Origin of the sequence: Gordonia sp. QH-12, from assembly GCF_001578675.1 — a bacterium.
Lineage (GTDB): Bacteria > Actinomycetota > Actinomycetes > Mycobacteriales > Mycobacteriaceae > Gordonia > Gordonia sihwensis.
The window spans coordinates 45,602-70,256 of sequence record NZ_KQ969299.1; the positions used below are offsets into that span (position 1 = coordinate 45,602).

Consider the following 24,655-nt stretch of genomic DNA (forward strand, 5'->3'; position numbering starts at 1 on the left):
GTGGAGAACTTCACGGGGAATGCCCGCGGACCCCGGAGACGAAACATCCGTCGGCATCGGCTGTGCGCGCTCGTACGCCCACGTACGACCGCGAGAGCCTTCTCCTCGGGGAGTCGCGTCGAGATTCGCCGAGGTTTCAGAGCGGTTCGGTCGGGTACCCGCTGGGCAGCGACAGCGTTGTCAAGCAGGGGAGTGATGGCCGTGACCGACATCTGGGGGCCGCGCACCCCGTACAAGAGGGCCCAGATGTGGCCGCGACGGGTCGATACCGAGCTGGCGGCCGGCACGACGTCAGACGACGTGGACTGTTGGGTACCGACCGCGTCGGTTCTTCACTCGAATGGCGACGGCCTCGAGATCGCCGTCCGGAGAGGTCGGATCGTCGGAATCCGAGGCCGTGCCGACGACCGGATCAACCGCGGAAGGCTCGACGTCAAAGACCGCTACGGCTGGAAGGCCAACGCCTCCCCGGACCGGCTCAGCACGCCGATGGTGCGCAAGGACGGTGAACTCGTCCCCACCGACTGGGACACCGCGATGAGCCGGATCGCCGAACACGCCGAGGACCTGCTGAACTCCAGCGGCCCGAGTTCGATCGGGTTCTACACATCCGGCCAGCTGTTCCTCGAGGAGTACTACGCGCTGAGCGTGATCGCCCGCGCCGGGATCGGTACGAACCACCTCGACGGCAACACTCGCCTGTGCACCGCTACCGCCGGTGAAGCACTGAAGGAATCGTTCGGCAGTGACGGCCAACCCGGTACGTTGGCAGATGTCGACCATGCGGACGTCATCGCGCTTTTCGGGCACAACGTCGCGGAGACCCAGTCCGTCACCTGGATGCGGATACTCGACCGTCTCGCGGCTCCGGATCCGCCGAAGCTCCTCTGCGTCGACCCGCGGACAACCGCGGTCGCGCGACGGGCGAGCGTCCATCTGGCGCCGCTGCCCGGAACGAACCTCGCACTGATGAACGGTCTGTTGCGCGAACTCGTCGTCAACGGGTGGATCGACGACGAGTTCATCCGGGAACACACCGTCGGATTCGAGGACCTGTCCGACCTCGTCTCGCAGTACCCGCCGGAGCGAGTATCAGACATCTGCGGAGTCGGGGCCGACGACATCCGGCATGGGGCGAGGCTGATAGGCGAAGCCCAGAGACTGTTGTCGACGGTCCTGCAGGGGTTCTACCAGTCGCATCAAGCCACGGCGTCGGCGGTACAGGTCAACAACATCCACCTGCTCAGAGGAATGCTGGGACGTCCGGGCTGCGGCGTACTGCAGATGAACGGGCAGCCGACCGCACAGAACACCCGTGAGTGCGGCGCCGACGGCGACCTGGCCGGTTTTCGGAACTGGGCCAACCCCGCACACGTGAGAGAGCTCGCCTCGGTCTGGAACGTCGATGCGGCGACGATCCCGCATTTCGCGCCGCCGACCCACGCGATGCAGATCTTCCGGTACGCCGAGCAGGAATCGCTGAAGATGCTCTGGGTCTCCGCGACCAATCCCGCTGTCTCGATGCCGGAGCTGCGCCGGGTACGGTCGATCCTCTCGAAGGAGAGTCTGTTCTTGGTGGTGCAGGACATCTTCCTCACCGAGACCGGCATGCTCGCCGACGTGGTGCTGCCCGCGGCGGCGTGGGGCGAGAAGGTCGGTACCTTCACCAACGCGGACCGCACCGTGCACCTGTCGGAGAAGGCGGTGGACCCACCCGGAGGGGCCCGTGCGGATCTGGACATCTTTCTGGACTTCTCGCGACGGATGGACTTCCGTGACCGAGACGGCCGCCCGCTGACGCCGTGGTCGAACGCGGAGGCCGTGTTCGAAGCGTGGAAGCGGTGCAGCGCCGGCAGACTCTGCGATTACAGCGGCATGAGCTATGCGGGGCTGCGTGAGCAGGGCAGCGTGCAGTGGCCGTGCACGGACACCGCGCCCGGCGGCACGGCACGCCTCTATGCGGACGGTCGTTTCTGGACCGCGGCCGACGAGTGCGAGACGTACGGCAAGGACCTGATCACCGGATCTCCCGTCGACGCCACCCGGTACCGGGCGAACGATCCGAAAGGACGCGCGCTGATCAAGTCCGCAGACTATGAGACGCCGCACGAACCACCGTCGGCGCAATACCCTTTCGCCCTGATCACGGGGCGGACCGTCTACCACTTCCACACCCGAACCAAGACCGCCCGGGCACCGGAACTCAACGGTGCGGCCCCGGAGGTGTGGGTCGAGCTGTCAGCGGCAGATGCGGCCACCCACGGCATTCGCGACGGCGATCCGGTCGAGATCCGAAGTCCCCGCAGCACGGTGCGCGCCGCCGCACGGATCGCGGACATTCGACCGGGGGTGCTGTTTCTGCCCTTCCATTACGGCTATTGGGACGTGGAATCACCGGCAGCTCACGACCGGGCCGCCAACGAGCTGACGCTCACGGACTGGGATCCGGCGTCCAAGCAACCGATATTCAAAACCGCGGCCGCCGCCATCGCATTGCTCTCCAGGGAGAGCGAGGGGACGCGATGAAGAACCTGGGCCTCCTCCTTCGTGAACTCGAGCGCTCCGAACGACTTCTCGCCCTGGAGCTGGAATCGATCGCACGAGACCACCCGACCGACCCTGAGATCCACTATCTCGCTGCGGATCTCGCGGCCTGGTCGCGCAATCACGCCGGTGCCGTCAGATCGCTGGCCGTCGCTCGCGGCGTCGAGTCGGAGGCGACGTTCGACACTCAGGCCGCCGTCGGCCCGTCGAGTGTGTTCGAGACTCCGGCCCGAGAGCTCCCCGCGTCGCTTCTGCCGGTCGCCGAATTGTGCGGCGTCTGTCAACGGATCGCAGGGCTGACGATGCAGTGGGAGATCCTCGGCCAAGGCGCCGCCGCTACCAACGATTCCGAGTGCTCCGCGCTCGTCGATCAGTGTCTGTCACAAGCTGAGCGCCAGTTCGAATGGGCCAGGAATCTGGTCAGAACCCTCTCGCCGCAGGCACTGTCCGCCGGCTGACGCAGATCTCACCGCTGTCGATTCTCACCTGCCAGCGCGGCTCCGGCACCGCGGCCGGCCCTCGCTCGATGCCGCCGTCCGCGAGACGGAATGTACTGCCGTGCAGCGGACACACGAGGCACGGGCCGGAATCTTCATCGATCACCATCCCGTCGTCGAGCCGGCCCCCGGCGTGGATGCACGTGGCCGAGAGCGCATGGACGCGGCCGTCGACGAGCACGAGAACGACGGGCACCGCCGCGGCCTCGACACGCAGGGGTTTGCGTTCTTCGAGCTCGTGCAGCGCCGCCACTCGCGTCCACTCGGTGACCGCTGGTTCGAATGCGGTTCGGTTGACGCCGACGCCGCGGGCGAACGAGAGATGGCCGCCGAGGTACCCCGCCCCCGCCGTGAGGGCGAGACCTATCGTGCTCAGCGCCACCCCCGCCTTCGATCGCCCGCGCATCCGGGCCACCCATGAGCAGGCGTGCACACCCGTGGCCGCCAGGTTCATCACGCCGTGGACGAGGCCTATCCGCCGGTCGCCGCCGTACGAATCCGACCAATCGGAGGCTCCGGCCGCAGCGGCGGGCGCAGCGCTGAGCACACCGAGCGCGACCAGCCGCCTCGCGCCGTCCGCGTGACGAGTGCCGCCGAAGTAGTCGAGCGCGGACGCCATCGTCCAGGCGCCGATCGGCAGATCGGTCAGCACCGGATGCAGTTGATGGCCGAGTGCGCTGCCCGACAGTGCGTTCTTCACCGCATCGCGCCGAGTCACGCGGTGTACCGCACCGGCGAGCGGCGCTGCGGCCCGATCGGCCTCCTCGAACTCGCTGATGCGATCGATCAGTCTCTGTGGCACGTCCATCGACCCGAGGTCCTCTCTGGCGGTTTCATCCGTGCCGTCGGATACCCGGCGACGGCACGGATGAAACGGTTTCGAGGGCGCGGACGACGACGTCCGGAATGCCGACTACACCGGTCGGATGTGTTCCACCCCGACGAACCGCGCGAGTTCCTCGGGAAGGCGAACCGAACCGTCCGGCTGCTGGTGGTTCTCGAGGATGGCGACCAGCCACCGGGTGGTCGCGAGGGTGCCGTTGAGGGTCGCCGCGATCTGAGGCTTGCCGTTCTCGTCCCGGTAGCGGACAGAGAGTCGTCGTGCCTGGAAGGTGGTGCAGTTGGACGTGGAGGTGAGTTCGCGGTACGTGCCCTGCGTCGGAACCCATGCCTCGCAGTCGAACTTGCGGGCGGCCGAGCTGCCCAGGTCCCCGCCTGCCACGTCGATGACTCGGTACGGCACGTCGATCGCCGCGAGCATGTCCTTCTCCCAGCCCAGAATCCGCTGGTGCTCGGCCTCGGCGTCCTCCGGCTTGCAGTAGATGAAGCCCTCCACCTTGTCGAACTGGTGCACGCGGATGATGCCGCGGGTGTCCTTGCCGTACGACCCCGCCTCGCGGCGGAAGCAGGTGGACCAGCCCGCGTAACGCTTCGGTCCGCCGGAGAGGTCGAGGATCTCGTCCTTGTGGTACCCGGCGAGAGGCACCTCCGACGTGCCGACGAGGTACAGGTCGTCCTCGTCGAGGTGGTAGATCTCGTCGCTGTGCGCGCCCAGGAAGCCGGTGCCGCCCATGATCTCCGGTTTCACCAGGACCGGCGGGATCATCAGCGTGAAACCGTTGGCGGTCGCCTTCGCCGCGGCCATGTTGAGCAGACCGAGCTGCAGCATCGCGCCCAGACCGGTGAGGAAGTAGAACCGCGAACCCGACACCTTGACACCGCGGGCCATGTCGATGAGGCCGAGGCTCTCTCCGAGTTCGAGATGGTCCTTCGGGTCGTCGATGGCGCGCGGTTCACCGACGTGTTCGAGGACGAGGTAATCGTCCTCGCCACCGGCCGGGGCATCGGTGATGATGTTCGAGATGGCGCGGTGCGCGGCCTGCGACGCGGAGTCGGCGTCGTTCTGCTTCGCGACGGCGGCCTTCACCTGCTCGGCCAGTTCCTTGCCCTTGGCGAGCAGAGCGGTCTTCTCGTCTCCGGATGCCTTGCCGACGAGTTTGCCGAGCGACTTCTGCTCCGCGCGCAGGGCGTCGGCTTCGGCGATCGCCGAGCGCCGTGCCGCGTCCGCCTCCAGGAGCTGGTCGACGAGTCCGGGATCCTCGCCGCGGGCACGCTGGGAGGCACGTACAAGGTCGGGGTTCTCACGCACGATCTTCAGGTCGATCACACGTTGAACCCTACTCGGAACACGAGGCGAGCAACGACCAGGCATGATGGAACGCGATGACTTCGAAGAGGGATCAACCGATGCATGACGGCCGCGGCGACGACGAGGCCCGCCCCGTCGTCGACGGCGATGCCGACGTGTGGGGGCCGGTCGGTGCCGTCGAAGGCGATGAGCAGGCGACCGCAGAGCTCCCGGAGATCGGCGGGGAGGCGGAGCCGACGGCCGGACTCGACGACTACGACGCGGAGGTCGAGGACGACGTCGAGGAGTGGGGCGTCGAACCGGAGGACGCCTACGACTACGGCGACGACGGATACGGCGACGACGACTACGGTGACGACGGAGAGCGCGATGGGGACGACGGGGGGCCCGAGCCCGCCGACGGCCGCGAGCCGGCCGACTCCCGCAACCGGATGCCGAAGAACTCGTTGCGGCTGGTGCTCGGGGCCGTGCTCGTCGGTGCGCTCGCCGCGGGCGGAGTGATGCTCGGAACCGGTGTCTTCGACGACGTCGGCGATGTCGGCTCGTCGGTCATCGGTGAGGGATCGCCCGCGCAGGAGAACGACTTCACCCGATCCGAGGCGGGCGACTGCCTCACCTGGAGCGCCGACACACCCGGCGAGCCGAGCGCGGTGGCGTGCGAGTCGCCGCATCGGTTCGAAGTGGCCGGTGTGCTCGACACCTCCGCGTTCCCGAGCTCCGAGTTCTCCTCGGAGGCACCGTGGCCCGGACCGGAGCGCTTCGCCGCGATCCGCGATGAGAGCTGCGGCGTGATCGTCGACCGCTACCTGGGCGGTGGACTGGATCCGCAGGGCCGGCTCTCGCCCGGACTGATGTTCCCGTCGAAGGTGGAGTGGGAACGCGGCGTGCGCAGTCTGCGCTGCGGAATCGAACAACCCGGTGCCGGCGGCGGCCAGGAGGAGTTCACCGGCCGCGTCCGCGATGTGGACCAGTCGTTCGCATGGCCCGACGGCACCTGCATCGGCATCGACAAGACCACCCGCAAGGCCACCAGCAGCGTCGTGAACTGCGCCGAACCCCACGCCTTCCAGGTGACCGGCACCGTGGACCTGTCCCAGCGCTTCGGGGGCCGCAACTCCGGCAAGCCGTGGCCCAGCGTCGCGGATCAGAACGACTACCTGAAGACGATCTGCCCGACGCAGACGAACAGGTTCTTCGGCGGCGCGCAGAAGTTCAAGGCGACCACGCTCAACGTGCAGTGGTCGGTGATCTCCGAGGTGAGCTGGCTGACGGGAAGCCGGCGTGTGGTCTGCTACGCGGCGCTGCCCGACCGCGGCGGCTTCGCGACCCTGGTCGGCGACGCCCGCGGCGGACCGGACACGCTGCTCATCAACGGCGGCAGTCCGAAGCCGGTCGACGTCGGCCCGCCGGGACGGTCGGTGGGCGAGCCCGTGCCACTGCCTCCCGGTTACACGCCGAACGACGCGCAGCTTCCCGCGCCGGCAGGCGGCTGACATGCCGCTGCGGATGTCGGAGCGAGAGTTCGAGAACCTCGTCGGCGATGCGCTCGACCTCCTCCCCGAGGAGCTGATGCACGCCATGTCGAACGTCGTGATCCTGGTGCGTCCGCACAACGAGGACGATCCCGGCATCCTGGGCCTGTACACGGGTGTGGCGCTCACCGAGCGGACCACCGAGTACAGCGGCTTCCTGCCCGACACGATCGAGATCTATCGCGAGCCGCTCCTCGCGATGTGCCATTCGGCCGAGCAACTGCGCCGAGAGGTCGCGATCACCGTGCTGCACGAGGTGGGGCACCATTTCGGTATCAGCGACGAGTGGCTGCACGCCAACGGTTGGGGCTGACCGGATCAGGCCGTCGGGGCCGGGTCAGCCCATCGGATCCTCGTAGCCGGGTGCGGTATCCGAACCGTCGGCGTCCGGCAGTGCGGCTTCGCCCCATCGGTGGCAGACCCACAGATCGCCGGTGAACTCCAACTCCACCGAACCGGTGTTGTTCAGGTAGTTCTTCATGGCGAACTCCGGGTCGAGCCGCGTCAGGTGTGCGGCGATCAGCCGGATCGCCGCACCGTGGGAGACCAAGTACACGTCCCGCTGATTCGCGCCGGTGAGGTACCGCGACGCCAGATCGTCGATGATCGGCAGATAGCGGTCGTGAAGCATCTCCAGCGACTCGCCACCGGGCAGCCGGGCGTCGAGGTCGCCCCGGTGCCAGCGCGCGACGATCTCGTGGAACTGCTCATGCGCCTCGCGGTCGCTGCGCCCCTCGAGGTCGCCGACCTGGATCTCGTGAACGCCTTCCACGGTCTCGGTGGACGAGTCCCACACCGATCCGATCAGTTCCGCGGTCTGCTGCGCCCGATTGGCGACAGAGTTCACCAGCACCGCCGAGTCGGTCAGCGGGTGTTCGAGCCCGAACCGCACGCCCTGTCGCGCGCCGAAATCGGTCAGCGACGCGCCGGGAAGTGCGGTGTCGAGACGTTTGAGCACGTTGGACGTGGTCTCGCCGTGCCGGACCAGGTGAAGCCTTGCCATGTCTTTAGAGTTCTCCAGAAAGAAGACGGTGGAACCACTCGCGTGACTCGGTGTGGTCGGGCGGTGTCGCGGCCGTGGTCACGGCCAACTGCGGGTCGACCGGCCACGATCCGAGAAAGACCACACGTTCGGCACTGCGGTGCAGGGCGCGGAGCGCCTCGCCGACCGCAGCGTCCCGAACGTGGCCTCGCGCGTCGAGATAGAAACGGTACTGTCCGGGGCCGACCGGCCGCGATTCGATACGGGTCAGGTCGATGCCGCGCATCGCGAACTCGTTCATCGCCGCGACCAGGCTTCCGGGCGTGTTCGGAAGGTCCAGAATCACCGACGTGCGGTCTGCTCCCGTCGGTTCCGGCGGCGGCCCCGCAGGCCCCAGCAGCAGGAACCGGGTGACGGCGTCGTCGGAGTCGGCGACGCCGTCGGCCAGCGTCGCCAGCTCATGCATCCGCGCCGCGGCGGCCGTGGTCACGGCGGCGTCGGCGCGACCCTCGGCCACGTCGCGCGCTGCGCCCGAATTGGAGGTGGCGACGACCACCTCGGCCCGCGGGAACAGCTCTTCGATGCTGCGGCGGACCTGACCCGCGGCCACCGGATACGCCGCGACGGTCCGCACGTCGGCGGGGTCCATGGGCGTTGCCGCGGCGACGGTGAAGGAGATGTCGAGAGCCGCCTCCGCGTACGCCTGGACGCGCGGGAGGCCGGCGCTCGGCGACAGGGCGTCCATCGTGGCCGGGACCGCTCCCTCGAGCGAACTCTCGATGGGGACGCAGCCGAAGTCCGCGCCCCCGCTGCGGATCAGATCGATGACGGCCGGCGGATTGCTCACCGCGATCTTGGTCGCCGTCGATGCCTCGCCGCGTCGGCGCAGGACGGCATCGAGCGCCATCTCGGTGAACGTGCCGGCGGGGCCGAAGTAAGCGTAGACGGGCACCATTTCACAGTAGTCGAGAGAAACCGGCCGTGCGGCCGGGGCGTTGACGGCGAAAAGCCCTCAGGTTAGGTTAGGTGAGCATAAGTTAGGCTTAGCTAATTAGACCGTTTCCTGGAGGTGGACGTGAACACGATCCTCGCGCCGTGCGATGCCGAACTGATCCAGACGGCCTGCCGTCGTGCTCATTCGGGAACGCTGTCGGTCAGTGCGCCGGACTGTGCGGCGACCGAGCCGAAGGGGTGCGATTCGGTCGGGATGGTCCATCTGTTCGAAAGCGACGCCTTTCTCCTGGTTCCCGACGAGACGCCGGCGCTGCGCCTGGTCCGCGAGGGCGGAGACGTCACGGCGATGGTCGAGGTCATCGACGTCGCACCGGTCAGGATGCGCGAGCGGGTGCGGTCGCTGATCTGGTTGTCGGGCACGCTTCACGAGGTGCCCGCACGGCTCGAGCGCGACCTGGCGGTGGAGATCGCCGGTGACCACCCGGACGAGAAGCTGCTCGACGTGGGCCACGGATACAGCCTCATGCGAATGGCGCTCGAGTCGGCTGTCATCGCGACGTCGACCGGGGCGGGCGGCGTCGACGTGGACGCGCTCGCCGCCGCGAGTCCGGATCTGTTCTGGGAGTTCGAGAACGACTGGCTGGTGCACCTGGACGCCGATCACCAGGACCTCATCTGCCAACTCGCTCAGCGCTTGCCCGACCACGTCCGAGGCGGGCGCGCCCGGCCGCTGCGCCTGGACCGGTTCGGCATCACCTTCCGCGTGGAGGTCGGCAATCGCGATGAAGACGTGCGGATGCCGTTCGCCCGCCCGGTCTCCCGCATCCCGGAACTGTCCGCGGCGATTCACTCGCTGGCCCTGCATCCCTGCTTCGGCGAGGACTGAACGCATCGCCTCAGTGCTGCCGCTACCGTTGGAGCGGTGAGTTCTGAGGCGGGCGGCATCCGCGGACTTCTGCGGGCTTTCGTCCACCCGCCCGCGCCTGCCGTGGGACGCGTCGACGACCGCCGCGAACGGCGTGCGATCGTCGTCGAACTGATCCTCGTCGGCGTTCTCACCTTCGGGTTCTCGGCCGTGTACGCGGTGCTGTCGTTGGCGGAGAACGCTCTCACCGCGGGCATCGGCGACACGACGGTCGCCCTCAACCCGGTGAGCTCGTCGGTGGCCGCGATCGACGTGATCCGTCAGTCGATGAGCGTGGTCCGCCTGCTGGCGATCGGTGGGTTGGGCGCGTACCTGCTGTGGCGCAGCGGAATCGGCCTTCGGCGGATCGGCCTCGGGCGGCCCGTGCGTGCGGATGTGCCGCCCGCCGCAGTCCTGGCGGCGATCATCGGACTGCCCGGTCTGGCGCTGGTCGCGTTCTCTCAGGCGATGGGCTGGAATTCGCAGCTCGTGGCGGCGCCGGACGACGGTCTGTGGTGGCGGATCCCGGTTCTGGCGATGAAGGCGTTCGGCAACGGGTTCGCCGAGGAGGTCGTCGTGGTCGGCTACTTCATGACCCGGCTACGGCAGTTGGGCGTCGGAGAGCGGGGTGCGCTGGCGTCGTCCGCGCTTCTGCGCGGCGGCTACCACCTGTACCAGGGCATCGGGGCCGGTGCGGGCAACCTCGTGATGGGTCTGGTGTACGGACGCTGGTATCAGGCGACGGGGCGGCTCTGGCCGCTGGTCCTGGCGCACGCGCTGATCGACACCGTGGCCTTCATCGGTTATGCGGTCCTGGTCGCGACCGGTGTGCTGAATCCGTCCTGACCTGCGGCAAGAGAAAGCGCGGCGCAGTTTGCGGATTCTCCCCCAAACCGGCGCCGCGCCCTCCGGCGATCCGAGCAGCTCCCTCCCAAGAGCCCCGATTCCACCCGGACCGAGCACGCGGTGTGAGACTCTAGCGTCTCAGAACCTGTGCCAAAGCTATCACGGTTAACCGGCTGTGTGCACTAGTCAGTGCGGTCGATTGCGATGTGAACGAGTATGTCCGACAGCAGATCTACGATCTCCGACCGGTCCGGACGCTCCTGTGCCGTCCCCCAGCGGTGAACGACCGAGGTCAGCGCGCCGATGAAGGCAGTCGCGGCGTAGTCGACGTCTTTTCGCGTGGTTCCCGGGATCGTTGAAATCGTGTCGGCGATGAACCGCGCCCATGTCACACGACCGGCGAGACGACGCCGTTCCACTTCGGCGGAGACGCCGACGACCTCGATGAAGGAGCATCGGATAGCTCGCGAATCGGTCGCGATCGTGTCGATGTAGGCGCTCATCGCCGCGCGCGCCGCCTCGCGGGGATTCGTCTCCCCGAGCGCCCGCACCGCGTCGACGACAGTCTTGCGTGCGTGTTCCTGGATCTTGTCGTAGACCTCGGCGAGCAACGCCTCCCGGCTCGAGTACTCCTCGTAGAACTGTCTCCGCGACAATCCGGCCTCGGCGCACAGCGCCGAGACCGTGACGGAGGAGAAGCCGAGGGTGCCGAACAGCTCGAGGCCGGCCTCCTGGAACCGTTCCCGCCGCTCAGCCCTCCGCTCGGCCAGTGAACGGCCGGCATAGCACCGGCTGGGGGCGTCCGGACTAGGGCTCGGCACGCTGTGCTCGCAGCTCGTGTCCCTTCGACGTCAGGCAGCGCCCGCTCGCCAGATCCCACTGCCAGCCGTGCAGGTTGCACGTGAGCTTCTCGCCCTCGATCACGCCGAACTTGCTCAGATCGGCCTTCAGGTGCGGGCAGCGGCGCTGGATCTCCCACCCGTCGAGCTCGATGGACGCCGAGTCGTCGTGCGCCTCGGAGAACCAGCCGTCGGCGTAGGCGATGCGCTCATCGGTGAGGCACTTGAAGAAGGTGTACAGGTACTCGTTGTATCCGCCGATCCGCCAGGTGGTGAACCGGGTCGAGAGGAAGATGGTGTTCACCCAGTCGGGTTCGTCGTCGCGCAGCACCGTGCGCACCAACTCGGGGGCGATCCGGAATCCGTACCGGTACTTGCCGTCGCCGTCCTCGCGCATCCGCACCGTTCGCTTGGGGAAGTCGAGCACGTACGTCTCTTCTCCCACCACCAGACCGACGGGGTAGCCGATGCCGTCGCAGATCAGGTCCGACTGCTTCATGATCGGCTCGAACTTCTCGCGCAGCGGTTCCAGGAGCGACGGTCCGTCGGGCGAGGCCCAGGTGGCCTTCTGCGCGGCGATGACCGGAGCGAACTTCTCCTTCATCGCCTCCAGGTAGGCCTTCTTGTTCTCGCCGAAAACCGTCTCCGGGGGATACGGGTGCACGATCTCGCGAAGTTCGTCTCCCGCGAAGTCGGCCGCCGACCCGGAGACCATCATCAGTCCGCGGTGTTTGACCCCGTCGTCGGTGCCGTGCGTGCGCATCTGTTCCAGGAACTCCGCCTGATCGGGGAAGATGCTGGCCTTGTCGGCATCGCTGCCGGTGTTGAAATCGTTGAGACCGAACAGGTCGTCGTCCAGGAACATCGGCGGCCCGGCCGACGGGACCACCCACGTGGCACCGACCTGCTCGATGTACGAGCGTGCGCGGTCCATGCCGCGCTGGCGCTTCTGCATCGCGAAGTTGGCCTTCGACTTGCGGGGGATGTCGTAGACCATCGGGTACCAGATGGCGCCGGAGTACTGCAGCAGGTGCACATCGACGCGGCCGAACTCGTCGGCGATCACGTCGAGATCGATCGGGCGGGCGTCGTTCATGTTGAAACAGACGGTCTCGCCGTCGTCGACCACCAGACCGGAGTCGCCGATGGGGCCGTCGGCGGGCGCGCGGAGCGCGATGATCATGATGTCCAGATCGCCCTTGGGTCCCGAGACGGTGTGCTTCGTGGAGTCCTGCGTCTCGACGAACTTCGTGAAGCCGAGGCGTTCGAGCTCGCGGCGCAGATCCGGCACCGGGTAGTCCGGCAGCAGCACGGTCGCGTCCTTGTTCACGTTCTCGAGCAGGTTCTGCTCGTCGTAGTGGTCGCGGTGCAGGTGCGAGACGTACAGGTAGTCGCAGTCGCCGAGCGCCTTCCAGTCCAGATCGGAGTTGTCGGGGAAGGGCACCCAGGAGGCGAAGTACGCGGGGTTGACCCAGGGATCGCAGAGAATCGATCCGGCTGCGGTCTGGATGTGGAATCCGGCGTGGCCGATGCTGGTGATCTGCACGGGGTGCTGCCTTTCGGGTGGCGCAGGGGCTGTTGTTCCAGGGTATCGCCGAGCACGGTCGGCGGTGGGGGCAGATCGTCGCGCCGTGACCGGCGTCGCTATCGCGGATCGGCGCGCATCAGGTCAAGTGCGAAGCCGACGTACAACTGTGCCACCCGCTCCGGCGACAACGGGCCGCCCGGTCGCCACCAGCCGGAGATCGCCGTGCACATGGTCACGACCGCGCGCGAGGCCTCGTGCGGATGGTCCGGGTGGAACCGCCCCGCGCGCACGGCGGCGTCGACCTCCTCGTCCACCATGTGCTGCAGATCGGTGCGGCGTCCGGCGATCCGGCGCCGATTCTCCGGATCGAGACTGCGCAGTTCGCTGGTGCCGATGAACGCGAGCTCGCGCCGGTAGGTGTGCAGCAATGCCAGATGCTCCACCAGGAAGCAGAAGCGTTCGACGGGGTTCCGGCCGTCCGCGCGGGCGACGGCGCCGCGGTCGGTCGCCGCGCTGACGGCGAGCTCCTGCAGCGTCATCAGGATGTGCTGCTTGTTCTCATACCTGGTGTAGAGAGCCGAGACCGTGCTTCCGCACCGGTTCGCGATGCTGCGGATGGTCGCGCCGTGGTATCCCACTTCGACGATCTCGTCGAGCGCTGCGGCGAGAACGGGATCGAGGACGAGTGGGCGGTACCGTCGCCAGTCGCCGTCGTCGGGCAGGATGCCGCCGGCTGTGGGCGGCCCCGGAGCCGGCGGTTCGGGGACTTCGGGGCACAGGAGCGCCGCCGGCGGAAGTCCGAGTGCGTCGGCGATCCGGGCGAGCCGAGCCACGCGAAGCCCGGATCGCCCGTTCTCGATCAAGCTGAGCGTGGCCGTGCTGACGCCGACCGCCGCGGCGAGATCGCGGAGAGTCCGCCGCTGAGCTAGGCGTGCCGCTCGGATCCGCGATCCCAGCTCGGCTTCGATAGTGGCGGCCGACGCCGAATCATCGTTCATGGATTTAAGGATACTAAATCTGCCGTGTGCGATCGGAGCGGTTCACGAAAGGACTGACGGTCTGTTTTAACGGGCTTGAAGTGCGTGGATCGGGCTATTGACGGAACGCGTCCGAGCCTTCTACGTTCGGATCGAATACGAACGATCGATCTGGGCCGTCACGGCTCGGATCGGTGGACAGGAAGGCGACCATGACCGAGACGGGTTCACTGCGCGGCAAGACGCTCATCATCTCCGGCGGCAGCCGCGGCATCGGCGAGGCTGTCGCGATTCGCGCGGCGCGCGACGGCGCGAACATCGCGCTGCTCGCCAAGACGGCCGAGCCGCACCCGAAGCTCCCCGGGACCATCTACACCGCGGCCGCGGCGATCGAGGAGGCCGGCGGGCGGGCGTTGCCGATCGTGGGCGACGTCCGCGACGACGAGTCCGTCGCCGGCGCCGTGGCGCAGACGGTGGAGCGGTTCGGCGGCATAGACATCGTGGTCAACAACGCATCGGCGATCGATCTCACCGCCACCGACGACATCCCTATGAAGAAGTACGACCTCATGCAGGACATCAACGCGCGCGGCACGTTCGCACTCTCGAAGGCGGCGATCGAGCACCTGCGGAAGTCGGAGAACCCGCACATCCTGACCTTCTCGCCCCCGGTGGACCTCGCGCCCGAATGGTTCGATCAGGTCGGGGCGGCGTACACCGTGTCGAAGTTCGGCATGACCATCCTGACGCTCGGCTTCGCGCGGGAGCTCGCCGCGGACGGCATCGCCGCGAACACGTTGTGGCCCCGGACCTCGATCGCGACCGCGGCGGTCCGCAATCTCCTCAGCGAGGAGATGCTCCGGGGTGCGCGCAGTGCCGACATCATGAGCGACGCCGCGTACGCGGTCCTGACCAAGCCCGCGGCGGAGTTCACCGGCCGGTGCCTGATCGACGACGACGTGCTCGCCGCGGAGGGGATCACCGACTTCGAGCCGTACCGGGCCGAACCCGGCACCGGACCGCTCGAGTTGGACTTCTGGATGCGATGGCCGGACCGGTCGCCTGGGCGCTGACCTGGCCGCGGATGATCCGGGTCAGGCGCTGATCCCCGCTGTGAGGAGCGCCGCCAATTCGCGGTAGGCGCCGGCGTCGTCGAGGCCCGTGGCCGCGCGCACGTCGCCCTGCTGGATCCGGACCATCGCGGTCGCGGCCAGGTCGGCGGCGAAAGCCGCGTGCACGTCCCGGAACTGGCCGGTGGCGACGCCCTCGTCGATCAGCTCCCGCACGCGCGCCGCCGCGATCCGGGTGTTCTGCTCGTACGCCTCTCTCGCCGGAGCGAAGGCGGCGAGATCGGTCATGAACGCAGGCGAGGCCCCGCCGAGTGCGTCGCCCACCGCCTCCAGATAGGCGGTGATCTTCTCGCGCGGCGACGCGGCCTCCGCTACGGCGGCCTCGACGTCGTCGGTGGCCCGGCGGAAGAAGTGGATGGTGGTCGCGCGGACCAGTTCGCCCTTGCTGGCGGCGAGCGTGTAGAGCGTCGACTTGGAGCACCGCAGGCGCCCGGCGATGGCGTCGAGGGTGAAGTGGGCGAAGCCCTCCTCGAGGAACATCGCGAGCAACTCGTCGAACAACTGCGAGCGGCGTCGCGTGGCGAAGTCGGGATCGGTCGGCGCGGACATGGGTTCGATAGTACTGACCAGGGGTACTGCTCCTTGTCTTGTAGTACTGCCGGCCCGGCAGTACTCTGAAACCGTTCCCAGTACTGTTCGCTTTCGAATCCCGAGGAGTCCGACGTGCCCGTCGACCGCCTGCTGCCGACCGAAGAAGCCCGCGATCTGATCGACCTGACGCGCGACATCGCGGACAAGGTGCTCGCTCCGATCGTCGACGAGCACGAGAAGGCGGAGAAGTATCCGGAGGGCGTGTTCGCGAAGCTCGGCGAGGCGGGGCTGCTCAGCCTCCCGTATCCCGAGGAGTGGGGCGGCGGAGGCCAACCGTACGAGGTGTACCTGCAGGTACTCGAGGAGATCGCGGCGCGCTGGGCGGCGGTCGGCGTCGCAGTGAGCGTGCACAGCCTGGCATGTCATCCGCTGTTCGCCTTCGGCACCCGGGAACAGCAGGAACGCTGGCTTCCGGAGATGCTCGGCGGGGCGAGCATCGGTGCGTACAGTCTGTCCGAACCGCAGGCCGGATCCGATGCCGCGGCCCTGGCATGCCGCGCGGAGGCGGTCGGCGACGACTACCGGATCACCGGCGAGAAGGCGTGGATCACCCACGGCGGCGTCGCGGACTTCTACAACCTGTTCGCCCGGACCGGCGAGGGGTCCAAGGGAATCTCCTGCTTCCTCGTGGCGGACGGCACGGAGGGCCTCAGCTTCGGGCGCCCCGAGGAGAAGATGGGCCTGGCCGCCGTGCCGACCACCTCCGCCCGGTACGACGGTGCGCTGGTGCCGGCCGAGCGCCGGATCGGTGCGGAGGGCCAGGGACTCCAGATCGCCTTCAGTGCGTTGGACTCGGGACGCCTCGGCATCGCGGCGGTCGCGACCGGCATCGCACAGGCGGCCCTCGACGAAGCGGTGGCCTACGCCAAGGAGCGCGAGACCTTCGGCCGCAAGATCATCGACCACCAGGGGCTCGGCTTCCTGCTCGCGGACATGGCCGCGGCCGTCGACTCGGCGAGGGCGACGTACTTGGACGCGGCACGGCGCCGAGACGCCGGACTGCCGTATTCGCGCAATGCGTCGGTGGCCAAGTTGGTGGCGACGGATGCGGCGATGAAGGTGACCACCGACGCGGTCCAGGTGTTCGGAGGCAACGGCTACACGCGCGACTTCCGGGTGGAGCGATTCATGCGCGAAGCGAAGATCACTCAGATCTTCGAGGGCACCAACCAGATCCAGCGGCTGGTGATCAGTCGATCGCTCGCATGAGCGCGGGAGCCGGCGACGACGGAGTCCTGCGGTGTCGGAGCCGGTGACTAAGCTCTGTTGACATGGAACCCGTGTACGCCGGAGTCGTGTCCACCGCCCGTCTGCTCTGGCTCGCCCAGGGCTTGAAGTTCGATATCTCCGGTGTGGAGAACATGCCGGCCCACGGTCCCGGGGTGGTGGCCATCAACCACACCGGCTACCTCGACTTCACCTTCGCGGGCATTCCCGCATTCCTGCAGAAGCCGCGGCGGTACGTCCGCTTCATGGCCAAGAAAGAGGTCTTCGACAACGCCGTCGGCGGACCGATCATGCGGTCCCTGAAGCACATCCCGGTCGATCGCGCCAACGGTGCGCAGAGTTATCGCGACGCCGTCGACTACCTCAAGCGCGGTGAGTTGGTCGGCGTCTACCCGGAGGCGACGATCAGCCGGAGCTTCGAACTCAAGGAGTTCAAGTCCGGAGCGGCGCGGATGTCGCTGGAGTCGGGCGCGCCCATCATCCCGACCATCATCTGGGGAGCGCAGCGGATCTGGACCAAGGGACATCCGCGGCAGCTGGGCCGGACCGGATTCAAGATCATGGTCGGGGTCGGCGAGCCCCTGAGGCCGGAGGGCACGCCGGAGGAACTGACTCAGCGGTTGTTCGACTCTATGCGGGCCAAGCTCACCGAACTGCAGGACGGCTACGGCGAGTACCCGGCGGGTGAGTTCTGGGTGCCCGCGGCGCGCGGCGGCGGTGCCCCCACGCTCGAGGAGGCCAACGCGATGGACCGCGCGGATGCCGAGGCCAAGGCGGCGAAGAGGGCTCGGCGCGAGGCGTCCGGAGATGCGGACTGACGATGGAGCCGGTCTATCGAACCCTCGAGGGGATCGCCGGATCGATCATGCTGGCGCAGGGGGTTCGGCGTCGCTACTTCGGCCTCGAGAACGTTCCCGCCGCGGGCGGGGGTGTCGTGGTGATCAACCACACCAGCTACGTGGACTTCATTCCGGCCGGTCTGGGGCTCCACCGGCGCGGTCGACGCGGGCGGTACCTCATCAAGTCCGAAGTGATGGACCTGGGCATCATGAGATTTCTCGTCAAACACGCCAGGGCGGTGCCGGTGGACCGTTCAGCGGGCGGGGACGCATATCGATCCGCCGTCGACGCGCTTCGCGGCGGTGAACTCATCGTCGTGTACCCCGAGTCGACGGTCAGCCGCAGCTTCGAACTCAAGGAGTTCAAGTCGGGAGCTGTGCGGATGGCGGCCGAGGCCGGCGTACCCGTGATCCCGACGATCGTCTGGGGCGCACAGCGGCAATGGACCAAGGGCGCCAAGCGCCGGATCGGATTCCATCGCATCCCGATCGACGTCGAGTTCGGTGCGCCGATGACCTTCTCCGCCGACGAGGATCCCGCCGTGGGCACGGCCCGACTGCGCGAGACGATGACCGTCCTTCTGCACCGGGTGCAGGACCGGTACCCGGAGGCGCCCGCCGGTGCCGATTGGTTGCCGGAGAGACTCGGCGGCAGTGCGCCGACACCCGCGGAGGCACTGGTGATCGAGGACGCGGAAGCAGCGGAGAAGGCGCGACGTCGCGCAGCCAAACGGGGGAGCCGATCCGAATGACCACCGACTCGCCGACTCCGACGATGATCGCCTCGGACGTCGACGGCACCCTGATCGACGACGACAACCGGATCTCCGGCCGCACGGTCTCGGTGCTGCGCCGCGCCCGTGAGCGCGGCGTCGAACTGGTTCTGGCTACCGGTCGCCCGCCACGCTGGATTCCCGAGATCACCGATCAACTCGCGGACACCCCCGCCGCCGTGCGCTACGCGGTCTGTGCCAACGGCGCCATCGTGTATGACGTCGCCACCGACACGGTGCTGCACGCCGCGACCCTCGAACCGGGCGCACTCGCTCGGATCGCCGAGATCTGCGCGGACGTACTGCCGGGATGCGGGCTCGCCGCGGAGCGGGCCGGAGGCTCCGCCTACGACACCGCGACGCCGCCGTTCGTCGCGACGCCGGGCTACGAACACGCCTGGCTCAATGCCGATCACGTCTATGTGAGCCAGGACGAGGTCGCCGCGTCGCCTGCGGTCAAGCTGCTGGCACGAATGCCGAGCATGTCCTCGCGCGCGATGGCGGAGGCGGTGGCGCCGCGCGTCGGCGACCTGGCGGAGATCACCTTCTCGATCGACACCGGCCTGATCGAGTTCTCACTGGCCGGAACGCACAAGGCCGCAGGGCTCGCGTGGCTCGTGGAGCATTCGGACGTCGACGGACGGGCACCGATAGCGTTCGGCGACATGCCCAACGACGCCGAGATGCTGCGGTGGGCGGCGCACGGCGTGGCGATGGGGCACGGCGATCCGGCAGCGGCGGAGGCGGCCGACGAAGTGACTTCGTCGAACCTCGACGACGGTGTCGCCCAGGTCCTCGAACGCTGGTTCTAAAAGCGTGACTCGGTTGTGACCGTCTGAACTTGTCGTGTCCGCAGTCTGGTCACTACTGTCACAGGAGTCCCACTAGTCACACGGGCCACACGCATGCAGTGGTCCCGCCATAAGGGGTTGTGCAGTTGCCGAATGTTCGACCGAGCCGAGCCAAGAAGCGAACTCTGACCTTCGCTGCCCTGGGCCTGGCGCCCGCGTTGCTCGCGGGTGGTCTGGTCGTCGGCGGCACCGACGTGTTCTCCTCCGACGGGGTCGCCCTGGCGGCGAACACGCCGATCGTCCTCGACGGGCACGGGCACGGGCACGGACGCGGTCTGGGCCAGTGGGGTGCGTACGGCTACGCGAAGCAGGGGTGGTCGGCGGATCAGATCCTCCGGCACTACTACGGAAACACAGTCGCGGGGAAGGTGAGCACCCCCGACGTCACGGTCTCGCTGAGCGAGAAGGCGTCGGTCGGTGTTCATGCGGCTGCCGGAATGCGCGTAGGCACGCAGACGGTCGCTCCCGGGCAGGCGGTCAGCCTGTCCGGGGGTACGGCCACGATTACCGACGGCTGCGGCGGCGCCGTCGTCAGCACTGTTCCGGCCACGCAGGTGGACCCGATCAACCCGGGGACCAACCGGCCGGACCAGGAACTGCTGACCTTCTGCAACGGGGGCGACAAGTACCGCGGCTCCATCGGCATCGGTCCGGGCGGCGTCTACAACAAGCTGCACGTGGACGACTACGTCAAGGGTGTGATCCCCAAGGAGTCGATGCCGTCCTGGGGTGACACCGGCGGATTCGAGGCCCTCAAGGCGCAGGCGGTCGCGGCGCGCTCCTATGTGTTGGCCGGACTGGCCGCGGGTCGCAAGATCGACAACACCCAGGCGTCCCAGATGTATCACGGCGCCTCCGGCGAGGATCCCCGGACCAGCCGGGCCGCCGACGCCACCGCCGGGCAGATCCGGTTGCTGAACGGCAAACCCGCTCTCACCGAGTTCTCGGCCTCCACCGGCGGGTACACCGCGGGCGGACTCTTCCCGGCCGTCCGCGATGCGGGCGACTCCATCGCACCCGACCACTCGTGGTCCGCGACCGTCAGCGCGTCGAGCATCGGCTCCGCGTTCGGCGTCGGGTCGCTCAAGAGCTTCGAGGTGATCGAGGCCAACGGTCTCGGCGAAGGCGGCGGCCGCGTCGTCAAGGTCCGGGTGACCGGCACCGGCGGAACGGTGGAGGCCTCGGGCAACGACGCGCGGGTCAAGCTGCAACTGAAATCGGACTGGTTCTCCGTGCGGGGCCAGAAATCGATGCCGAAGATCGTCAAGCCGCAGGTGGGACCGGACTCGCCGGGAGGGGGACTGCTCGACCTCAGCCCGCTGGGCGCCGTCCTCAACCAGATCGTGCCCGGGCTGTCGGCGGTGGGACTGCCCGACGTGACCGGCATCGTGGGCGAGGTCACCCCGATGCTGGAGAAACTGGTCACCGAGGGACTCAAGCAGCTCACCGCGAAGCAGGTGGATCTGAAGCAGGTGAATCTGGAGCGCAGCGACAACTCGCAGGGCTCCACGGGCACCGTCGCCAAACCGGAACTGCTCACCGACGGCAAGGGACTGCCGGGTCTGGTGCAGGTGCTGGAGAACGGCGTCATCTACTTCAGCCCGCTCACCGGCGTGCACGCGCTGATGGGCCAGTCGCTGACCGACTTCCTGAACGCGGGCGGCCTCGCCGCGCTCGGTTTCCCCACGCGGGACGGCCTGGGCTGACGGTTCTCACGGCCTCTTTCACGGACGAATCTCACACCGCCGGGCGGGCCGTCGCGCGTGCTCGCTGCGGGAATACTCAGGATCGGTCCGATAGGCTGAACAGTCGTGACGAACAACAGCACCTACGACTTGATCGTGGTCGGCTCGGGTTTCTACGGCTTGACCGTCGCCGAACGCGCAGCGACGCAACTGGGGAAGCGAGTGCTCGTCGTCGAACGGCGTGACCACATCGGTGGCAATGCGTACTCGGAGGCGGAGCCGGAGACCGGCATCGAGATCCACAAGTACGGCGCGCACCTGTTCCACACGTCCAACGAGCGTGTGTGGGAGTACGTCAACCAGTTCACCGACTTCACCGGCTACCAGCATCGAGTCTTCGCGATGCACAACGGCCAGGCCTACCAGTTCCCGATGGGCTTGGGCCTGGTGTCCCAGTTCTTCGGCCGCTACTTCACCCCCGACGAGGCGCGTGCGCTGATCGCCGAACAGGCGTCCGAGGTCGACACCGATGCGGCGGCGAACTTCGAGGAGAAGGCGATCAGCCTGATCGGCCGTCCCCTCTACGAGGCATTCATCAAGCACTACACCGCCAAGCAGTGGGAGACCGATCCGAAGAACCTCCCGGCGGGCAACATCACCCGTCTGCCGGTCCGTTACAACTTCGACAACCGCTACTTCAACGACACCTACGAGGGTCTGCCGGTGGACGGCTACACCGCGTGGCTGGAGAACATGGCGGCCGATGAGCGCATCGAGGTGCGGTTGTCGACCGACTGGTTCGACGTCCGCGACGAGCTGCGCGCCGCGAGTCCCGACGCACCCGTCGTCTACACCGGCCCGCTGGACCGCTACTTCGACTACTCGGCGGGCCGGCTCGGCTGGCGCACGCTCGATTTCGAGCTCGAGGTGGTGCCGACCGGCGATTTCCAGGGCACCCCGGTGATGAACTACAACGATGCCGACGTGCCGTTCACGCGGATCCACGAGTTCCGCCACTTCCACCCGGAGCGGAAGAGCTATCCGACCGACAAGACCGTCATCATGCGGGAGTACGGCCGCTTCGCCAAGGACGACGACGAGCCCTATTACCCGATCAACACCCCGGACGATCGCGCCATGGTGAACGCCTACCGCGAATTGGCGAAAGCCGAGGCGGCCTCGTCCAAGGTGCTCTTCGGCGGTCGCCTCGGCACCTACCAGTACCTGGACATGCACATGGCCATCGCCAGCGCGCTGACCATGTTCGACAACACGCTGGCGCCGCACCTGCGCGACGGTGCGCCGCTGGCCGAGGGAGCGGCCCGATGACTCAGGCACAGCAATCCGGAGCGGTCAGCCTGCTTCAGCGCGTGATCTTCCCGCGTCCCGGTGAACCGCTGGACGTTCGGTCGCTGTACCTCGTGGAGTCGCCGAGCAACGCCTCGCGCGCCCACGCGCCCGACCGCACCAGCGTGCGGCTCGGCGCCGATTCGGAGATCAGCTTCGCGACCTACTTCAACGCCTTCGCCGCCTCGTACTGGCGCCGCTGGAGCGTCCTGGACTCGGTGGTCCTGCGCGTCGAGGTGCGCGGAAATGCGCGCGTGGACCTCTACCGATCCAAGATCGACGGCTCCCGTATCGCGATCGGCGGCGATCTGGTTCCGCTCGGGGACGACGGGACCGGCGTGTTCGAGTTTCAGACCGACCTCGGCCCGTTCGAGGACGGCGGCTGGATCTGGTTCGACATCACCACCGACACGGACACCGAGATCCTCTCGGCCGGGTGGTATGCACCGATCGAGCCCGCACAGGCCGGCACCGACCGCGTCACCGTGGGCATTCCGACCTTCAACCGCCCGGCCGACGCGGTCGCGGCATTGAGCGCGCTGACCTCGGACCCGATGGTCGACGCCGTGATCGACGCCGTCCTGATGCCCGACCAGGGCACCCGCAAGGTGGTCGACGAGGACGGCTACTCGGCCGCCGCCGAGCGCCTCGGTGATCGTCTGCACATCTTCGACCAGGGCAATCTCGGTGGGTCGGGCGGCTACGCGCGCATCATGTACGAGGCGTTGCGGCTCACCGACAGCCCGTACATCCTGTACATGGACGACGACATCATGATCGAGCCGGACTCGATCCTGCGTGCGCTCGCGATGTCGCGCTTCGCCAAGTCGCCGATGTTGGTCGGCGGTCAGATGCTGAACCTGCAGGATCGCAGCCATCTGCACTGCATGGGGGAGGTGATCGACCGCAACCGGTTCATGTGGACCGCCGCTCCGTTCGTCGAGTACGACCACAATTTCGCCGAGTATCCGCTCAGCGATCGCGAGAACTCCAAGAACCTGCACCGGCGCATCGACGTCGAGGGCAACGGCTGGTGGATGTGCATGATCCCCCGCGAGGTCGCGGAGACCATCGGCCTGCCGATGCCCCTGTTCATCAAGTGGGACGACTGGGAGTTCGCGCTCCGTGCCGAGCGGGCGGGCTATCCGACCGCGACCATCCCGGGCATCGCCATCTGGCATATGGCGTGGAGCGACAAGGACGACGCCATCGACTGGCAGGCGTACTTCCATCTGCGCAACCGCCTGGTGGTCGCGTCGATCTACACCGACGGCTCCATCGACGGCATCCTCAAGTCGATGGCCAAGGCCACCGCGAAGCACCTCCTGTGCCTGGAGTACTCCACGGTCGCCATCCAGAACGAGGCGATCCGCGACTTCCTCGCCGGGCCGGAGCACATCCGGTCGCTGCTGCCCACCGCCCTGGGCAAGGTGGCGCAGATCCGCAAGGGCTACCCCGACGCGGTGGTGCTTCCCTCGGCCACCGACCTGCCGACCGCCACTGGGGAGGCCACGGCGCTGGGCGCAGACGTCCCCACCGGCCCGGTCGCGAAGGTGAAGGCACTCGCCGCGGCGGTCGTGAACAACGTGCGCCCGGCCGATCCCCGGCATCACAGCGTCCCGCAGGCCAATTATCCGCCCATCGAGGCGCGCTGGTTCTCGCTCGGCCGGGTCGACGGCGTCACCGTCACCACCGCCGACGGTCGCGGGGTGGTCTACCGCCAGCGTGATCGCGACAAGATGCTGTCGTTGGCAAGGGAGTCGGCGGCTCTCGTCAAGCGTTTGCGCGATGAGTTCGACGCGAAGCGGGACGAGTACCGCGCCGCACATGACGATCTGGTGAGCAAGGAGAGCTGGGCCCGTGTCTTCGGAATCGATTGATCAGATCGCCGCGCCGGAACCCGCGACCGGCGAGGCGGCGATGCTGGTGGCCGTTCAGTCGGCGATCGCCGACCGGCCCGGCGTGCTCTCCGGCGCACGCGGACTCTCGCATTTCGGAGAGCACTCGCTGGGCTGGCTGGCGCTCGCCGGGGCCGGCGCCTACGCCGCGCACCGACGTGGCGACGAGGTCGCGCGCCGCCGCTACCTGGAAGCCGGTGCCGGCGCATTCGTGGCGCATGCCGCGTCCGTGGTGATCAAGCGCGTGGTGCGCCGCAGGCGTCCGAGCCACCCCGACATCCGCGTCGGCGTCGGGACCCCCAGCAGGCTGAGTTTCCCGTCCAGTCACGCCACGTCCACCACCGCTGCGGCGATTCTGCTGGGGCGGGCCGCGGGCAGTCCCGTCGCGCAGGTGCTGGTGCCCGCTGCGGTGGTTCCGCCGATGCTGCTTTCGCGTCTGGTTCTGGGTGTCCATTACCCTTCCGATGTGGCCGCCGGCGCTCTTGTCGGTGCAGTGACCGCGGGAGCGGTGATCGCCGCCGATGCACAATCCCGCAACCGAGACTCGAGCAAGTGAGGAAGC

Annotated in this window: 23 protein-coding genes; 15 read left to right on the top strand and 8 right to left on the bottom strand. The window is 67.9% G+C overall.

Features of this window, described 5'->3' with window-relative positions:
* Window positions 1–195 precede the first annotated feature (195 nt).
* Complete coding sequence (locus tag Y710_RS15195; RefSeq protein ID WP_006897153.1) at window positions 196–2,526, top strand: molybdopterin oxidoreductase family protein; 2,331 nt, start codon at window positions 196–198, stop codon at window positions 2,524–2,526.
* Window positions 2,523–3,002, top strand: a complete 480-nt coding sequence (locus Y710_RS15200; RefSeq protein ID WP_006897152.1) for a hypothetical protein — start codon at window positions 2,523–2,525, stop codon at window positions 3,000–3,002. The genes Y710_RS15195 and Y710_RS15200 overlap by 4 nt, the downstream gene beginning before the upstream one ends.
* Here the strand turns inward: Y710_RS15200 and Y710_RS15205 are convergent.
* Both Y710_RS15205 and serS read right to left on the bottom strand, forming a co-directional pair.
* Window positions 2,965–3,849, bottom strand: coding sequence for a Rieske (2Fe-2S) protein (locus Y710_RS15205; protein WP_006897151.1), 885 nt, complete (start codon window positions 3,847–3,849; stop codon window positions 2,965–2,967). The two genes, Y710_RS15200 and Y710_RS15205, sit on opposite strands and share 38 nt — an antisense overlap.
* Window positions 3,850–3,954: 105 nt before the next feature.
* On the bottom strand, window positions 3,955–5,208 hold the full coding sequence (gene serS, locus Y710_RS15210; protein ID WP_006897150.1) for a serine--tRNA ligase: 1,254 nt from the start codon (window positions 5,206–5,208) through the stop codon (window positions 3,955–3,957).
* A gap of 80 nt (window positions 5,209–5,288) precedes the next feature.
* On the opposite strand from serS, the gene Y710_RS15215 reads away from it, so the two are divergent.
* Together Y710_RS15215 and Y710_RS15220 are read left to right on the top strand one after the other, a co-directional pair.
* Window positions 5,289–6,683 carry a septum formation family protein gene (locus Y710_RS15215; protein WP_062367827.1) on the top strand — a complete coding sequence of 465 codons (1,395 nt, stop codon included), beginning with the start codon at window positions 5,289–5,291 and terminating at the stop codon, window positions 6,681–6,683.
* 1 nt (window position 6,684) lies between these two features.
* Window positions 6,685–7,035, top strand: coding sequence for a metallopeptidase family protein (locus Y710_RS15220; protein ID WP_006897148.1), 351 nt, complete (start codon window positions 6,685–6,687; stop codon window positions 7,033–7,035).
* A 24-nt stretch (window positions 7,036–7,059) separates the two neighbouring features.
* On the opposite strand, the gene Y710_RS15225 is transcribed toward Y710_RS15220, so the two are convergent.
* Both Y710_RS15225 and pheA read right to left on the bottom strand, forming a co-directional pair.
* A complete protein-coding gene (locus tag Y710_RS15225) occupies window positions 7,060–7,725 on the bottom strand; it encodes a histidine phosphatase family protein (RefSeq protein WP_062367828.1) in 666 nt (221 codons plus the stop codon).
* A 4-nt stretch (window positions 7,726–7,729) separates the two neighbouring features.
* Window positions 7,730–8,659, bottom strand: coding sequence for a prephenate dehydratase (gene pheA, locus Y710_RS15230; RefSeq protein ID WP_006897146.1), 930 nt, complete (start codon window positions 8,657–8,659; stop codon window positions 7,730–7,732).
* A gap of 120 nt (window positions 8,660–8,779) precedes the next feature.
* Between pheA and Y710_RS15235 the strand changes: the two genes are divergently transcribed.
* Both Y710_RS15235 and Y710_RS15240 read left to right on the top strand, forming a co-directional pair.
* Window positions 8,780–9,544 carry a DUF2470 domain-containing protein gene (locus tag Y710_RS15235; protein WP_101841639.1) on the top strand — a complete coding sequence of 255 codons (765 nt, stop codon included), beginning with the start codon at window positions 8,780–8,782 and terminating at the stop codon, window positions 9,542–9,544.
* Between the two features lie 36 nt (window positions 9,545–9,580).
* Window positions 9,581–10,408: a CPBP family intramembrane glutamic endopeptidase gene (locus Y710_RS15240; RefSeq protein WP_082781337.1), complete on the top strand. Its 828-nt coding sequence runs from the start codon at window positions 9,581–9,583 to the stop codon at window positions 10,406–10,408.
* A gap of 182 nt (window positions 10,409–10,590) precedes the next feature.
* Here Y710_RS15240 and Y710_RS15245 read toward each other — a convergent pair whose 3' ends face one another.
* The 3 genes from Y710_RS15245 to Y710_RS15255 form a co-directional block, all read right to left on the bottom strand.
* The gene (locus Y710_RS15245; protein WP_062367829.1) at window positions 10,591–11,229 is read right to left on the bottom strand and encodes a TetR/AcrR family transcriptional regulator; all 639 of its coding nucleotides are present in this window, start codon (window positions 11,227–11,229) and stop codon (window positions 10,591–10,593) included.
* Window positions 11,216–12,793, bottom strand: coding sequence for an MBL fold metallo-hydrolase (locus tag Y710_RS15250; protein ID WP_062367830.1), 1,578 nt, complete (start codon window positions 12,791–12,793; stop codon window positions 11,216–11,218). Before Y710_RS15250 ends, Y710_RS15245 begins: the two co-directional genes overlap by 14 nt.
* Window positions 12,794–12,891: 98 nt before the next feature.
* Window positions 12,892–13,773 carry a TetR-type transcription factor C-terminal domain-containing protein gene (locus Y710_RS15255; protein ID WP_062367831.1) on the bottom strand — a complete coding sequence of 294 codons (882 nt, stop codon included), beginning with the start codon at window positions 13,771–13,773 and terminating at the stop codon, window positions 12,892–12,894.
* Between the two features lie 191 nt (window positions 13,774–13,964).
* Between Y710_RS15255 and Y710_RS15260 the strand changes: the two genes are divergently transcribed.
* Window positions 13,965–14,825, top strand: a complete 861-nt coding sequence (locus Y710_RS15260; protein WP_006897140.1) for an SDR family oxidoreductase — start codon at window positions 13,965–13,967, stop codon at window positions 14,823–14,825.
* A gap of 21 nt (window positions 14,826–14,846) precedes the next feature.
* Here the strand turns inward: Y710_RS15260 and Y710_RS15265 are convergent, their stop codons facing one another.
* Entirely contained in the window at window positions 14,847–15,431 is a 585-nt protein-coding gene (locus Y710_RS15265; protein WP_006897139.1) for a TetR/AcrR family transcriptional regulator, read from the bottom strand.
* A gap of 114 nt (window positions 15,432–15,545) precedes the next feature.
* Between Y710_RS15265 and Y710_RS15270 the strand changes: the two genes are divergently transcribed.
* The 8 genes from Y710_RS15270 (at window position 15,546) to Y710_RS15305 (ending at window position 24,649) form a co-directional block, all read left to right on the top strand.
* Window positions 15,546–16,682: an acyl-CoA dehydrogenase family protein gene (locus Y710_RS15270; protein ID WP_006897138.1), complete on the top strand. Its 1,137-nt coding sequence runs from the start codon at window positions 15,546–15,548 to the stop codon at window positions 16,680–16,682.
* A 62-nt stretch (window positions 16,683–16,744) separates the two neighbouring features.
* Entirely contained in the window at window positions 16,745–17,518 is a 774-nt protein-coding gene (locus Y710_RS15275) for a lysophospholipid acyltransferase family protein (protein WP_006897137.1), read from the top strand.
* 2 nt (window positions 17,519–17,520) lie between these two features.
* Window positions 17,521–18,291 (top strand): lysophospholipid acyltransferase family protein, encoded by a 771-nt coding sequence (locus tag Y710_RS15280; protein ID WP_045538147.1) that lies wholly within the window; start codon window positions 17,521–17,523, stop codon window positions 18,289–18,291.
* Window positions 18,288–19,124, top strand: coding sequence for an HAD family hydrolase (locus Y710_RS15285; RefSeq protein ID WP_062367832.1), 837 nt, complete (start codon window positions 18,288–18,290; stop codon window positions 19,122–19,124). The genes Y710_RS15280 and Y710_RS15285 overlap by 4 nt, the downstream gene beginning before the upstream one ends.
* 125 nt (window positions 19,125–19,249) lie before the next feature.
* Window positions 19,250–20,869, top strand: a complete 1,620-nt coding sequence (locus Y710_RS15290; RefSeq protein ID WP_006897134.1) for a SpoIID/LytB domain-containing protein — start codon at window positions 19,250–19,252, stop codon at window positions 20,867–20,869.
* A 105-nt stretch (window positions 20,870–20,974) separates the two neighbouring features.
* Window positions 20,975–22,177: a UDP-galactopyranose mutase gene (glf, locus tag Y710_RS15295; RefSeq protein WP_062367833.1), complete on the top strand. Its 1,203-nt coding sequence runs from the start codon at window positions 20,975–20,977 to the stop codon at window positions 22,175–22,177.
* Complete coding sequence (locus Y710_RS15300; protein ID WP_062367834.1) at window positions 22,174–24,075, top strand: glycosyltransferase; 1,902 nt, start codon at window positions 22,174–22,176, stop codon at window positions 24,073–24,075. Before glf ends, Y710_RS15300 begins: the two co-directional genes overlap by 4 nt.
* Complete coding sequence (locus tag Y710_RS15305) at window positions 24,056–24,649, top strand: phosphatase PAP2 family protein (protein ID WP_006897131.1); 594 nt, start codon at window positions 24,056–24,058, stop codon at window positions 24,647–24,649. The genes Y710_RS15300 and Y710_RS15305 overlap by 20 nt, the downstream gene beginning before the upstream one ends.
* Window positions 24,650–24,655: the final 6 nt, after the last annotated feature.

Coding starts and splice junctions, on each gene's coding strand:
- Y710_RS15220 (WP_006897148.1), top strand. CDS start 6,685: ATGCCGCTGCGGATGTCGGAGCGAGAGTTCGAGAACCTCGTCGGCGAT.
- Y710_RS15275 (WP_006897137.1), top strand. CDS start 16,745: ATGGAACCCGTGTACGCCGGAGTCGTGTCCACCGCCCGTCTGCTCTGG.
- Y710_RS15255 (WP_062367831.1), bottom strand. CDS start 13,773: ATGAACGATGATTCGGCGTCGGCCGCCACTATCGAAGCCGAGCTGGGA.
- Y710_RS15200 (WP_006897152.1), top strand. CDS start 2,523: ATGAAGAACCTGGGCCTCCTCCTTCGTGAACTCGAGCGCTCCGAACGA.
- Y710_RS15300 (WP_062367834.1), top strand. CDS start 22,174: ATGACTCAGGCACAGCAATCCGGAGCGGTCAGCCTGCTTCAGCGCGTG.
- Y710_RS15260 (WP_006897140.1), top strand. CDS start 13,965: ATGACCGAGACGGGTTCACTGCGCGGCAAGACGCTCATCATCTCCGGC.
- Y710_RS15285 (WP_062367832.1), top strand. CDS start 18,288: ATGACCACCGACTCGCCGACTCCGACGATGATCGCCTCGGACGTCGAC.
- Y710_RS15280 (WP_045538147.1), top strand. CDS start 17,521: ATGGAGCCGGTCTATCGAACCCTCGAGGGGATCGCCGGATCGATCATG.
- Y710_RS15195 (WP_006897153.1), top strand. CDS start 196: ATGGCCGTGACCGACATCTGGGGGCCGCGCACCCCGTACAAGAGGGCC.
- Y710_RS15215 (WP_062367827.1), top strand. CDS start 5,289: ATGCATGACGGCCGCGGCGACGACGAGGCCCGCCCCGTCGTCGACGGC.
- Y710_RS15265 (WP_006897139.1), bottom strand. CDS start 15,431: ATGTCCGCGCCGACCGATCCCGACTTCGCCACGCGACGCCGCTCGCAG.
- Y710_RS15225 (WP_062367828.1), bottom strand. CDS start 7,725: ATGGCAAGGCTTCACCTGGTCCGGCACGGCGAGACCACGTCCAACGTG.
- pheA (WP_006897146.1), bottom strand. CDS start 8,659: ATGGTGCCCGTCTACGCTTACTTCGGCCCCGCCGGCACGTTCACCGAG.
- Y710_RS15205 (WP_006897151.1), bottom strand. CDS start 3,849: ATGGACGTGCCACAGAGACTGATCGATCGCATCAGCGAGTTCGAGGAG.